This window comes from Paenibacillus sp. LS-5, assembly GCF_056121505.1.
Genome location: NZ_JBWAVA010000002.1, coordinates 131527 through 143863 on the forward strand (window position 1 = coordinate 131527; position 12337 = coordinate 143863).

Sequence of the window (12337 nt, forward strand, 5' to 3'; positions counted from 1 at the left end):
TTATCCTGTATGATAAGAGACATATAATGATGATGCCGCGAAGCAAGCCATTCCCGAGCACGGATTAGTACAAGCCGGATTAACTTGCTGGCTTTTCACCAACACTAATAGGAGGAAACGTCCCCATGGAAACCGTGTTTAGCAAAATTATTGAAGGTTCGATACCATCCAATAAGGTATTCGAAAATGATCGGATTCTGGCATTTTATGATATTGAGCCTGCAGCTCCGGTACATGTGCTGATTATTCCGAAGAAATTCATAGCTTCCATGAATGACGTTGCACCTGAAGACCTGCCGCTGATCGGTGAGATTCACGCTGTGGCGCAGCAGATTGCTGTTAAGCTTGGAATTGCAGACAGCGGATACCGTCTGATTAACAATTGCGGACCGGACAGCGGACAGGCCGTGCCTCATCTTCACTATCACTTGCTTGGCGGGGCCAAATTAGGCGCTCTTGTCGGAAATTCGGCATCCCACGCCTGACAGATTTTAAATACGGAAGTACCCGGCCGAAAAAAAGAATAACACGAAGGTTGACACCTTATTTCGCTTTGACCTATAATGAAATTTGATGAACCGTGTTGTTATGCTCTTGGACGGTCTGGTCGGAGGGAGGGAAAACTGGTGTCTGAAACGAAAGTTCGCAAAAACGAGACAATTGATGCTGCACTTCGTCGCTTTAAACGTTCCATTGCTAAAGATGGTGTCTTGGCTGAGGTGAAGAAACGCAAGCATTATGAAAAGCCAAGCGTAAAGCGCAAGAAGAAGTCTGAGGCTGCTCGTAAGAGAAAGTTTTAGGAGGATTACCCACGCATGAATCTTAGCGAACGATTAAACGAAGATATGAAGCAAGCGATGAAGAGTAAGGACAAGTTCACACTCTCCACGATTCGAATGGTTCGTTCTACAATAAAGTATCTTGAAATAGATTTGAAGAGAACATTAGACGACAGCGAAGTGCTTGATATCCTAAGTCGTGAAATCAAACAGCGCAAAGATGCCCTCCAAGAATTTGAATCAGCGGGTCGCGACGAGCTTGCCGCGAGTACGAAGGCAGAAATCGAGATTATCATGAAATACCTTCCTGATCAGCTTTCCGAAGAAGAAATTAAAGTAATTGTACAGCAGACCATCCAGGAAACCGGTGCTTCTTCGAAAAGTGAAATGGGTAAGGTGATGAGCGCACTGATGCCTAAGGTAAAAGGTCGCGCCGATGGTAAACTCGTGAACCAGGCGGTTCTGCAATTTCTGCAATAATATAACGCTAGCACCCCTTTCTTAAGGGGTGTTTTTCATTTTCAGGGAAGTAAGCATTTTTGTTTAATAGGATTGCGTTAGGGACACGGTATAGGCCTAGACTTATATCGTGTCCCTTTTTAGCTTTGTTTTGAAACGCAGATGACTAACAGGCGTACTAAGCACTATAAACTGGAATTTTGTGAAAGAGGAGGTAAGCCCTTGGACAGATTTCGTAAAATCGTGATGTCCAGTATTTCCGTTCTCCTATTGTTGCTGCTGATGATACCCATAGCGGGTGCGGCGAGCGCAGACAAGGCAACACCGCGTTCACCGTCAGGAACTGCACCGGCGTCCAAAAACGGGCCTGTATTTATCATTCCGGTAGATCAGGAGATTGAGCGGGGGCTGCAGAGCTTTCTGGAGCGGGGATTTCAGGAGGCTGCAAATTACGGCGCTGTGCTGATTCTGCTGGAAATTGACACGCCGGGCGGACTTGTGGATTCGGCCGAACAGATCGGCACGATGGTACGCGACAGTGAAATTCCGACGGCAGCTTATATTAGGGGGGATGCCGCTTCGGCAGGCAGCTATATTGCGCTCAACGCTGGAAGCATCATTATGAAGCCAGGCAGTATGATCGGCGCTGCTTCCCTGGTAGACGGCAGAGGGAATAGTGTGGATGACGCCAAGCTGGTGTCCTACTGGAAGGCTAAAATGGTTGGTGCCGCTGAACTGAATGGTCGAGATCCGGAAATAGCCGCCGGGATGATGGATAAGAATATTGTCGTCAACAAGCCCGAGCTGGGCGTGAAGAAGGAACTGGGCCAGATTATCGCACTGAGCAGCGATGAAGCGCTCAAAGCCGGTTATGCAGACAGCATTGCCGGTACACCTGAAGAAGCGATCAGCTCACTGGGCTATTCAACAGACGACATCTTTCGCGTGGAGCATACAGGTGCGGAGAAAATGTCGCATTTTCTGACCAATCCGATTGTGATGACGCTTCTGCTCTTCATCGGAATTGCGGGGGTTGTCATCGAGATGCTGGTTCCGGGCTTTGGGGTTCCCGGGATTGTCGGCACACTGGCCTTTGCGCTGTATTTCTTCGGCAATTATGTGGCGGGTTTTGCGGGTGCCGAGACGTGGCTGTTATTCATTCTGGGGCTTGTGATGCTGATTCTGGAACTGTTTGTTCCGAGCTTTGGCATACTCGGTATCCTTGGCTCTGTACTCCTCGTAGCGGGCGTAGTTAGGGCTGCATACAGCTATACTCATGCGTTATTCAGCCTGGGCATTGCTTTTGCGGCAGCGGCAGTCGTTATTATCATCGTAGCTGTCGTGTTCAAGGATCGGGGTATATGGAACCGATTTATTCTGAAAGACAGTCTCACCAAAGAGCAGGGATTTGTGCCTGTGCTGGAGAAACTTAGTTTGGTTGGAGCCTCCGGCGTCAGTATTACGCCGCTTCGTCCGGCTGGAACGGTCAATCTGAATGGGGAGCGGGTGGATGTGGTTACTGAGGGCTCTTTTATTGCCGCGGGCGCTTCCATCACGGTGATTAAGGTCGAGGGCGGACGTGTGGTTGTGAAGGAAGCCGAGAAGTGAGAATTATGAAATTACATTTTAACGGGGGTTGAAAGAGGTATGATTGAAGCGTCTACTATTACTATTTTGCTGATCGCGGTTGTTGTCATTATTGTGCTGAGTGTGTTTTTCAGCTTTTTCCCGGTCATGCTATGGGTTTCAGCTTGGGCTGCGGGTGTTCGAATCAGTATTATTACCCTTGTGGCGATGAGACTGCGGCGGGTTACGCCAAGCCGGATTGTTAATCCGCTGATCAAGGCGACCAAGGCCGGGCTTGGCGTGAATATCAATCAGCTCGAAAGCCATTACCTGGCAGGCGGGAATGTTGACCGGGTTGTGAATGCACTAATCGCTGCACAGCGCGCAGACATTCCATTGGAATTCACGCGTGCCGCTGCGATCGATCTGGCTGGACGTGATGTGCTGCTGGCAGTACAGATGAGCGTTAATCCGCGTGTCATTGAGACTCCGATTGTAGCCGCTGTTGCCAAGAATGGTATCGAGGTTAAGGTAAAAGCGAGAGTAACCGTACGCGCCAATATTGACCGTCTCGTCGGTGGTGCAGGCGAAGAAACCATTATCGCCCGTGTTGGTGAGGGGATTGTTACCACAGTCGGTTCAAGTGATTCCCATAAGGATGTACTGGAGAATCCAGATTCCATCTCCCGTACTGTATTATCCAAGGGGCTGGATTCGGGGACGGCTTTTGAAATTCTGTCCATAGATATCGCGGATATTGATGTGGGCAAGAACATCGGTGCCTATCTGCAGACCGAACAGGCTGAAGCAGACAAACGGATCGCCCAGGCCAAAGCAGAAGAGCGCAGAGCAATGGCTGTAGCCCATGAGCAGGAAATGAAGGCCCGGGTCGTCGAGATGAAGGCGCTTGTAGTCGAGTCCGAGTCCAAAGTGCCGCTGGCTATGGCGGAAGCGCTGCGCTCAGGCAAGCTTGGAGTAATGGATTATATGAATCTCAAAAATATCGAAGCTGACACGCAAATGCGCGGTTCGTTAGGCAAATTAAACGATGGTGAAGACAACAGCCGTCCAACCAATAAATAAGGGGTTGAGAGTCCCATGGGCAGCTTGATTTATGTAGTGGCGATTATCATCATTGGAATCATTTCGAGTCTGAATAAGGCGGGGAAAAAGAAGGGTTCCGCTGCTCCGCGCGGAGGGATGCCTACATTTGGCGGCGGCGGAGGGAATCCGCTGCAACCCTCCCGGCGAACGCAGGGCAGACTTGGAAATGAGCGCAGCGGTTTTCCTGAACCTAGGGCAGATTCCACTACCCTAAGCCGTCCTTCATCTTCTTACCCGGAAACGGGGTATGATGCTTCTCCAGCATGGCCGGAATCTGCTGAATCACCATCTCCCGATTACCAGACCGGGGAAGGGGTTTCCTTAGAGTATATCCCGGAAGACAGCGTGCAGATCCGTGCAGAACGCATGGAGCGTGAGCTGAAGCGCCTGGAATCGCAATTTGGCGGGAACGGCGCCACCCCAAACACCGGGAGCGCTAGGACACGGCCAGAAGCCGCCCAGGAGATTGGTCGGGAATTCACTGCAGACCGTAAGGCCCTGCGGGAAGGTCTCTTATGGGCGGAAATACTGGGCCCGCCGCGGTCACGTCAGCCCCGCACTTTTCGCAGATAATCTGTACGGACCACAAACTGTATATGTCAACGCTTCACTAAGCTTCGGGTTCCGATCAGGAATCCGGAGCTTTTTTTGCCAACCTAAGCATGTACAAGTGCTACACTTCCCCAGTTCTTCTCATAAACAAAAGCGATCCCGCATAAGGTGTACAGAAGGCAGGAAGGGGGAGAAGTCTACTTATGACCCGTATTGGCCGCAGGCTGCGGGGATGGACAAACGGGGTGCTGGATCTTCCGCAGGATGTACTGCAGGAGCTGCCCCGTATCACCCTGATCGGCAATAAAGAACTGTATATCGAAAACCACCGCGGCGTGCTGCATTTTTCCTCCGGGCAGTTGAAGCTGGCGTTAGTAAACGGTTCGCTGGAGATTTCCGGCGAGGGGCTGATGATTCGTAATATTCTGGGCCAGGAGCTGACCGTAGAGGGGATTATCGGAGAAATCAGATATAAGGGAAGCGAGGAGAAATTATGAAGGAACCGCCTCTGTCATCACTGCGGGGGTTCGTTACACTGCATGTGACGGGACCGCAGGTGGAAAAGTTTATCAACGCAGTAACCGAAGCAGACATTGTGATCTGGAACGTCAGGCCTGCCGACAACGGTGCTACCCTAAATCTGCTGCTGGATGATTTTTTTGTCCTTCGGCCGCTCTTGAAAAAGACAGGCTGCCGTTCGCGGATCATAGCCCGAAATGGACTGCCTTTCCGGGCGGCCAGATTGTGGAAACGGAAGTTTTTTGCCGCAGGTCTACTCCTGTTTGGAATTAGTCTTCTGCTGCTGTCCTCGATGATATGGACCATCCGAATAGAAGGCAACAACAGGATTGCCTCCGAGGATATCCTGCAGGCCGCACGTCAGGAGGGGGTATACCCTTTCCAGTGGATATGGCGCATGGATGATCCGGACAAGCTCTCTAAGGCACTGACTTCAGAGCTCCCAGGCGTCTCCTGGGTAGGCGTACAGCGGACAGGGACTAGCGTCAAAATCCAGATTGTCGAGTCTGACCAGCCGGAGAACAAGCCTTTGCTCAGTCCGCGTCATCTGGTCAGCAGGACCGATGCAGTGGTCAGTGAAATCTACGCGGAGCAGGGCAGGCCTGTAGTAAGCCGCAACATGCGTGTGAAAAAGGGCCAGATATTAATCTCCGGTACGCTTGGTGATGAAGAAAACATGCAATCTGTGGTTGCCAAAGGCGAGGTGAAGGGGCTCGTCTGGCACGAATATAATATAGAGGTGCCGCTGAAAAGGACAGGAAGCTCATTTACAGGGGAACGGAAGGATCGCACCTATCTGGTGCTTGGCAAATGGGCGATTCAGCTGTGGGGATACGGGGTATCAGGCTTTACTGAATCACGTACGCTCACGGAGCATGATCCGCTGACATGGCGGTCATTCCAGCTGCCGCTGGGACTGATGACTGAGAAGGAGATGGAGGTGCGCAGCACGGCTGAGACGCTGACACCCGAAGCTGCGCGGTTAGAGGGAATAACCCGGGCGAAGAATGATATTTTGGCCCGTTACGGCACAGACAGCACCATAAAAAGTCAAAAAATTTTGCATGAGAAGAAAGACAATGGTAAAGTTTATATGAAAGTGCTCTTTGAAGTGGAAGAGAGAATTACGGAAGAACTTCCGCTAGTAAACAACTGAGGAGAATGAGGCTACTTGTCAGAACAGACTGCAAGCATTCGTATATCTTTGCAAAATGCGGGAGAAGCGCAATCCCTGTTCGGCCCGCAGGATGGTTTTCTGAAAATTATCGAAAGTGAAATTCCTGCCGTTATTGACTCGCGTGAAGCTGAAATTACGATTCGCGGAGCGGAACGGGAAGTGGACATGCTGGGACAACTGCTTACTGTACTGCTCTCGCTGATTCGCAGCGGCTACATACTCAGTGAACGGGATATTCAGTATGCGGTGGAGCTGGCCAAGGATTTCCGGGCCGACCAGCTGCTTGATTTGTTCAAGGGTGAAATCACGACAACCTTCCGCGGCAAGCCTATCCGTGTGAAAACCATTGGTCAGAAGCATTACGTAACTACCATCAAAAAGCGGGACATCGTCTTCGGCATCGGGCCTGCAGGTACCGGCAAAACCTATCTTGCCGTTGTGCTGGCCGTTACAGCGCTGAAGGAAGGTTCCGTCAAACGTATAGTTCTAACTCGTCCGGCTGTAGAAGCTGGCGAGAGCCTGGGCTTCCTCCCTGGTGATCTGCAGGAAAAGGTGGATCCCTATCTCCGTCCGCTGTACGACGCGCTGTACGACGTTATGGGCCCTGATCAGGTCGCCAAGGCGCTTGAACGCGGCCTGATTGAGATTGCTCCGCTTGCTTACATGCGCGGACGCACGCTGGATGATTCTTTTATCATTCTAGACGAAGCCCAGAATACCACCCCGGAACAAATGAAAATGTTCCTGACCCGACTTGGGTTCGGCTCCAAGATGGTGATTACGGGGGATGTCACCCAGATCGACTTGCCGCGCGGCAAGAAATCCGGTCTGATTGAAGCCAAAGCCATTTTATCCGGCATTGATGAGCTGGGTTTTGTCTATTTTGCTGAACAGGACGTTGTCCGGCATTCCCTGGTACAGAAAATTATCGTCGCCTATGAACGCTCTGCCGAAAACCTCGAATAAAAAAGGGGACTGTCTTCATGGCCTCAAAGCAACCATCAAAATTAAGCGGATTTGTATACAGCAATAATGGCTGGAAGTATAGCGCGGCAACGCGCTATGCTCTTTTCCTGTTATTGGGGCTTGTTTTCTACTTCAGCCTATCCCCTGACCTGGTACCTAAGAAATATGATATCAAAGAGGGAACCCGCAGCGCCAAAGAGATCACTGCACCCAAACAAATCCTAGACACCAAAGCCAAGCTGAAAGCCCAGGAAGAAGCGGCTGAGAACGTAACCAACCGTTATGCGATCATTCCGATGAGAGCGGACAATCTAGTAACCTCTCTGCTTGACCGGATAGACCGCCTGAATCAGGATGATCTTATCTCGCAGTCCGACAAAACGGCAATTTACCGCGAGGAGATTCCTCAGCGGGCGAATGATTTTATACTGAACTTTGTGACCTCCAGCCGTAATTCCGGTGCCTATTCTGAGCATTTGCTGGATGAAATGCAGTCGGTGATTAAGGATCAGACCTATGTTATCCCGGAAGAGACGTTTATCAAGATTCCGCGTCTGACCTCGCAGGATATTATCGAGATGAAGCCGGTCGCCAGGGATATCGTTACCAAGCTGATGAATGACCAGATTACCGATGCCCAGACCGCACGTGCCAAAGTGGCTGAGCAGGTCAGTGTCAGCTCGCTGAGCCAGCGCACGGCCCGTGAGGTTGTACAGGAACTGGTACGGCTCGTCATTACAAGTAACAAGTTCTATGATGAGGATGCGACCAAAGAAGCCAAGGTACAGGCCCGGGAGAATACACCTGATGTGTTCATCGAGCAAGGCGATGTGCTTGTGGCAAAAGGGGAGCTGATCACTCCCGAGTTATATGCACTTCTGGATGATAACGGTCTGCTGAGCAATGAGGTTAATTACTGGCCGCAATTCGGTCTGCTGCTGCTGGCGGCAATGCTGTCCTTCGGCCTGCTGACATTCATCCGTTATACCGGAGGCACCTCAGGCTTTAAGTATAATAATTCCCAGCTGCTGATGCTGGTGCTGGTATTTATCATTACGATTATTACCATGAAGCTGGCTGCGTTTCTGCAGACCGATGTCCGTTCTTATGTCGGTTTTCTGGCCCCGGTTGCTATTGGTGCAATGCTGATCACCATGCTGCTGGATATGACCTTGGCCTATTTTTGTTCCATTTTATTCAGTGTACTCGCTAGTATTATTCTGAATGTACAGCAGAACACTGTATTTGATTTCACTTTCGGGTTCTTTGCACTTATTGTTTGTTATGTGGCCATCTTCGCTACCCACCGTGCAGGACAGCGTTCCACGCTCCTAAAGGGCGGGATCATGGTATCACTATTCGGCTGCCTGACGGTATTTATGCTTACCTTGCTTGGCGGAGGAGGCTGGAATCAGACGCAGACTCTCTATGCCATCGGCTTTTCTTTTGCCGGCGGTCTGCTGACTGCAGTACTGGTTATTGGTCTGATGCCCTTCTTCGAGGCGACCTTTGGCATTCTGTCAGCGCTGAAGCTTGTGGAGTTGTCGAATCCGAATCACCCTCTGCTGCGCAAGCTGCTTACCGAAACGCCGGGTACCTATCATCATAGTGTGATGGTCGGCAATCTCTCTGAAGCTGCTGCGGAAGCGATTGGTGCGGACGGACTACTCTGCAGGGTCGGATCCTATTATCACGATGTGGGTAAGACCAAACGACCGTTTTATTTCATCGAGAACCAGAACAATATGGAGAATCCACATGATTCGATTGAGCCGATGCTCAGTAAGTCGATCATTGTGTCGCATGCCCGGGATGGGGTGGAAATGCAGAAAGAGTACAAGCTGCCCAAGCCTATCCGCGATATTGCCGAGCAGCATCATGGCACGACATTCCTGCATTATTTTTATCATAAGGCACTTAAGCTTGCTGAAGAAAAAGGGGTAGAGCCCGATTTCACCGAAGATGACTTCAGATACCCCGGACCGAAAGCGCAGTCCAAAGAATCCGCGGTGGTCGGAATCGCAGACAGTGTGGAAGCCGCCGTCCGTTCGCTCCGCAAACCCACAGTGGTGCAGGTAGAGACGATGATTGAAAAAATCATCAAAAGCCGTCTGGATGATCATCAGTTCGATGAATGCGATCTGACGATCAAAGAGTTAGATATTATCGCACGGACGCTGAAAGAGACGGTAATGGGGATTTTTCACTCGCGGATCGAATATCCCGAGGATGTGAAGAAACCGAAAAAAGAGGAAGGGGCCGTAACCACATGAGCCTAGCAATCGTTTGGAACAACGAACAGGATGAGCATCTAATAAGCGATGAGCTGATTGCCCTGCTGGAGAGTATTTTGCAAAAGGCAGGTCAAATGGAAGGGATTGACGAAGGCGAAGTGGACCTCACTTTTGTCAATAATGAGCGTATCCACGAATTGAATATGGAGTACAGGGGGATAGACCGTCCGACGGATGTACTCTCCTTTGCCATGAACGAGACCGGAGAAGACGAGCCGGAGATTATATATGCTTCACAGGATGATGGAGAAGGAGAAGAAGTTCCCTATGTTCTGGGCGACATCATTATCTCCGTGACCCGGGCGCAGGAGCAGGCGCAGGAATATGGACATTCCCTGGAACGCGAGCTGGGCTTCCTGTTTGTCCACGGCTTCCTGCATCTACTGGGTTATGATCATCAGGATGCGGCTTCGGAAGCTGAAATGATGTCCAAGCAGGAGCAGGTGCTGGCACAGGTCGGGTTGACCCGCTAATGGTCAAGAATACGGCGGTGGGCCACAAAAAGTTCTGGCACTCCTTTCGTTTTGCTGCGCATGGCATTGCTTCAGCGTTCCGATCCGAGCTGAATATGAAGGTGCACAGCACTTTAGCTGTGCTGGTGCTTGTTGCTGCTGTCATTTTCAGGCTTCCCCTGTCCAGCTGGATGCTGCTGTTGCTTGTGATTACGCTCGTTCTGACTGCTGAATTGCTGAATACCGCTATTGAAGCGACGATTGATCTGGTCTCCCCGGAGATTCATCCCTTAGCTAAAAAGGCGAAGGATACCGCCGCAGGTGCTGTATTGCTGACGGCAGTCTTTGCTGTCATCGCTGGGATCTATGTATTTTATCATCCTGTGATGGACTGGATCACCGGACTTATGTCATAATCAGTGTACAACTAAAGCTTATGGGAGAGGCGGACCCGCGTTTTGCGCTCCGTCTTTCATTGTCTTCACCCATGGGAATTCATGCGGTGTAGCTTCACATAATCAGACGGAAGTTTCAAGTATCAGAACTTCATGATTTGTACAAAGTGAATTCAAGGGAGCATATGCTTACACAAATCCTTAGGAGGACAACTATGGAATCTGCCCTACTCTTACAAGAAGCGATCAAAGCACGGGCCAATGCCTATATCCCCTACTCCCGTTTCGGTGTCGGTGCCGCATTGCTGGACCAGGACGGCCACATTCATCATGGCTGCAATGTGGAGAATGCCGCATACGGGCCGACGAACTGTGCCGAACGGACTGCGCTTTTCCGCGCCATAGCGGACGGCCATAAGGCCGGAAGCTTCAAGGCGATCGCAGTCATTGCTGATACAGACGGACCCGTATCACCTTGCGGCGTCTGCCGTCAAGTCATGGTAGAGTTATGCCCTCCGGATATGAAGGTCATTCTCGGCAACCTGAGGGGGGATATTCAGGAGACTACTGTCCGGGATTTACTCCCAGGCGCATTTGGACCATCCGATCTGGAGCAGGGCCAAGCTCCTGAGTAAGCTGAAGTCGAGGATTGATACAGGGACTCACTAAGTTAAACAGCCTTTTATATGCGAATTCTAATGTATAAAGTACAACATCACAGTTAAGCGTGTTCCCGCAGGGAACGAAAGCGCTCAGTCCACTATCCCTCCTTCCCATGTGCCACAGAGCCACTCCTTCGCCCAATTCCGGGTGTCCAGAGGTCCGGGGCCCTTGGGGTCCCCCTTGGCTAAGGGGGATTTAGGGGGATCGAAACGCCCTTAGAGGGATCAAGAAGGAAGTAGGAAGGAAGAAGATTATATGAAATTCAAATCAGGCTTTGTTGCCATTATCGGCAGACCGAATGTAGGCAAATCGACACTCATGAATCAGGTGATTGGACAGAAGATCGCCATCATGTCGGACAAGCCGCAGACAACCAGAAACAAAATTCACGGGGTATACACTGCTAACAATTCGCAGATTGTATTCCTGGACACGCCGGGTATCCATAAAAGACAGTCCAAGCTGGGTGATTACATGAACCAGACGGCAATGAGCACGCTGCATGAGGTGGAAGCCGTACTGTTCCTGGTGGACGCTTCCGAAGGTATGGGCGGCGGTGACCGCTATATCGCCGAGCAGCTGAACGGAATCAAGACACCGGTCATTCTTGTGATGAACAAAATTGATAAGATCGAGCCCGAAGCCCTGCTTCCGCTGATCACCGAATACAACAAGCTGCATGAATTCGCTGAAATTGTACCGATCTCTGCCAAGCTCGGCAGCAATGTAAATACGCTGCTGGACCAGGTAGCGAAATATCTGCCGGAAGGCCCGCAGTATTATCCCGATGACCAGATTACCGACCATCCGGAACAGTTCGTCTGTGCGGAATTGATTCGTGAGAAAATTCTGCATCTGACCCGCGAAGAGGTGCCGCATTCCATTGCGGTTGCTATTGAGGATATGCGTGTTGAATCCAATGGCGTTGTCCATGTTTCGGCTGTTATTTTTGTGGAGCGGGATTCCCAGAAAGGGATTATTATCGGCAAGCAGGGTGCGCTCTTGAAAGAGGTTGGCAGACGGGCCCGTACGGATATTGAGAACCTGCTGGGTTCGAAGATTTTTTTGGAGCTGTGGGTGAAAGTGAAAAAAGACTGGCGTAACCAGGACCGCGTTCTGCGTGATTTGGGCTTCCACAAAGATCTTTAATATCCGTATTTGCGGCTTTCTGAAATACACCTGGCAGGAATTGCAAGGATAGATCCTGGCCCATCGCACATCCTATTTCTGAAGAGACATCGTGTTTCCGAAGAAAGGATGAATACGAATGCGAGACTTTTCGTGGAAGTATTTTGCAATGACTGGAGATGTCGATGCTTATCTGCTGTACAAAGAAGCCGCAGATCCGCTCAGTGGCAGCATAGAGCTGCCTGCGGAGGAAGAGAAGGTCCTGGATGAAGAAGCGCAATAA

At 50.6% G+C, this 12337-nt stretch carries 15 protein-coding genes; all 15 read left to right on the plus strand.

From position 1 onward, the window contains the following. Positions 1-125: 125 nt before the first annotated feature. The 15 genes from AC0MA3_RS03855 (at position 126) to AC0MA3_RS03925 (ending at position 12337) form a co-directional block, all read left to right on the plus strand. The gene (locus AC0MA3_RS03855; protein WP_379161130.1) at positions 126-485 is read left to right on the plus strand and encodes a histidine triad nucleotide-binding protein; all 360 of its coding nucleotides are present in this window, start codon (positions 126-128) and stop codon (positions 483-485) included. 141 nt (positions 486-626) lie between these two features. Next, positions 627-800 (plus strand): 30S ribosomal protein S21, encoded by a 174-nt coding sequence (gene rpsU, locus AC0MA3_RS03860; protein ID WP_005547957.1) that lies wholly within the window; start codon positions 627-629, stop codon positions 798-800. 15 nt (positions 801-815) lie between these two features. After that, entirely contained in the window at positions 816-1259 is a 444-nt protein-coding gene (locus AC0MA3_RS03865; RefSeq protein ID WP_379161132.1) for a GatB/YqeY domain-containing protein, read from the plus strand. A gap of 261 nt (positions 1260-1520) precedes the next feature. After that, entirely contained in the window at positions 1521-2846 is a 1326-nt protein-coding gene (locus AC0MA3_RS03870; protein ID WP_474655436.1) for an NfeD family protein, read from the plus strand. Between the two features lie 39 nt (positions 2847-2885). After that, a complete protein-coding gene (gene floA / locus AC0MA3_RS03875) occupies positions 2886-3887 on the plus strand; it encodes a flotillin-like protein FloA (protein ID WP_379161134.1) in 1002 nt (333 codons plus the stop codon). A 15-nt stretch (positions 3888-3902) separates the two neighbouring features. Further along, positions 3903-4481 carry a hypothetical protein gene (locus tag AC0MA3_RS03880; protein ID WP_474655240.1) on the plus strand — a complete coding sequence of 193 codons (579 nt, stop codon included), beginning with the start codon at positions 3903-3905 and terminating at the stop codon, positions 4479-4481. 182 nt (positions 4482-4663) lie between these two features. Then, positions 4664-4957 (plus strand): sporulation protein YqfC, encoded by a 294-nt coding sequence (yqfC, locus tag AC0MA3_RS03885; RefSeq protein ID WP_474655241.1) that lies wholly within the window; start codon positions 4664-4666, stop codon positions 4955-4957. Further along, positions 4954-6135, plus strand: a complete 1182-nt coding sequence (gene yqfD, locus AC0MA3_RS03890) for a sporulation protein YqfD (protein ID WP_474655242.1) — start codon at positions 4954-4956, stop codon at positions 6133-6135. The genes yqfC and yqfD overlap by 4 nt, the downstream gene beginning before the upstream one ends. Positions 6136-6150: 15 nt before the next feature. After that, positions 6151-7122 (plus strand): PhoH family protein, encoded by a 972-nt coding sequence (locus tag AC0MA3_RS03895; RefSeq protein ID WP_379161142.1) that lies wholly within the window; start codon positions 6151-6153, stop codon positions 7120-7122. A gap of 17 nt (positions 7123-7139) precedes the next feature. Next, positions 7140-9395, plus strand: a complete 2256-nt coding sequence (locus AC0MA3_RS03900) for an HD family phosphohydrolase (protein ID WP_474655243.1) — start codon at positions 7140-7142, stop codon at positions 9393-9395. After that, positions 9392-9889 carry an rRNA maturation RNase YbeY gene (gene ybeY / locus AC0MA3_RS03905; protein ID WP_379161146.1) on the plus strand — a complete coding sequence of 166 codons (498 nt, stop codon included), beginning with the start codon at positions 9392-9394 and terminating at the stop codon, positions 9887-9889. Before AC0MA3_RS03900 ends, ybeY begins: the two co-directional genes overlap by 4 nt. Beyond that, positions 9889-10284, plus strand: a complete 396-nt coding sequence (locus AC0MA3_RS03910) for a diacylglycerol kinase family protein (RefSeq protein WP_379161148.1) — start codon at positions 9889-9891, stop codon at positions 10282-10284. Before ybeY ends, AC0MA3_RS03910 begins: the two co-directional genes overlap by 1 nt. A 164-nt stretch (positions 10285-10448) precedes the next feature. Continuing rightward, entirely contained in the window at positions 10449-10898 is a 450-nt protein-coding gene (gene cdd / locus AC0MA3_RS03915; protein ID WP_474655244.1) for a cytidine deaminase, read from the plus strand. A 283-nt stretch (positions 10899-11181) separates the two neighbouring features. After that, a complete protein-coding gene (gene era, locus AC0MA3_RS03920) occupies positions 11182-12075 on the plus strand; it encodes a GTPase Era (RefSeq protein ID WP_074112500.1) in 894 nt (297 codons plus the stop codon). A 118-nt stretch (positions 12076-12193) separates the two neighbouring features. Beyond that, complete coding sequence (locus AC0MA3_RS03925; RefSeq protein WP_074085694.1) at positions 12194-12337, plus strand: YqzL family protein; 144 nt, start codon at positions 12194-12196, stop codon at positions 12335-12337.

Coding starts and splice junctions, on each gene's coding strand:
- AC0MA3_RS03855 (WP_379161130.1), top strand. CDS start 126: ATGGAAACCGTGTTTAGCAAAATTATTGAAGGTTCGATACCATCCAAT.
- AC0MA3_RS03865 (WP_379161132.1), top strand. CDS start 816: ATGAATCTTAGCGAACGATTAAACGAAGATATGAAGCAAGCGATGAAG.
- AC0MA3_RS03870 (WP_474655436.1), top strand. CDS start 1,521: ATGATACCCATAGCGGGTGCGGCGAGCGCAGACAAGGCAACACCGCGT.
- floA (WP_379161134.1), top strand. CDS start 2,886: ATGATTGAAGCGTCTACTATTACTATTTTGCTGATCGCGGTTGTTGTC.
- AC0MA3_RS03880 (WP_474655240.1), top strand. CDS start 3,903: ATGGGCAGCTTGATTTATGTAGTGGCGATTATCATCATTGGAATCATT.
- yqfC (WP_474655241.1), top strand. CDS start 4,664: ATGACCCGTATTGGCCGCAGGCTGCGGGGATGGACAAACGGGGTGCTG.
- yqfD (WP_474655242.1), top strand. CDS start 4,954: ATGAAGGAACCGCCTCTGTCATCACTGCGGGGGTTCGTTACACTGCAT.
- AC0MA3_RS03900 (WP_474655243.1), top strand. CDS start 7,140: ATGGCCTCAAAGCAACCATCAAAATTAAGCGGATTTGTATACAGCAAT.
- ybeY (WP_379161146.1), top strand. CDS start 9,392: ATGAGCCTAGCAATCGTTTGGAACAACGAACAGGATGAGCATCTAATA.
- AC0MA3_RS03910 (WP_379161148.1), top strand. CDS start 9,889: ATGGTCAAGAATACGGCGGTGGGCCACAAAAAGTTCTGGCACTCCTTT.
- cdd (WP_474655244.1), top strand. CDS start 10,449: ATGCTTACACAAATCCTTAGGAGGACAACTATGGAATCTGCCCTACTC.
- era (WP_074112500.1), top strand. CDS start 11,182: ATGAAATTCAAATCAGGCTTTGTTGCCATTATCGGCAGACCGAATGTA.
- AC0MA3_RS03925 (WP_074085694.1), top strand. CDS start 12,194: ATGCGAGACTTTTCGTGGAAGTATTTTGCAATGACTGGAGATGTCGAT.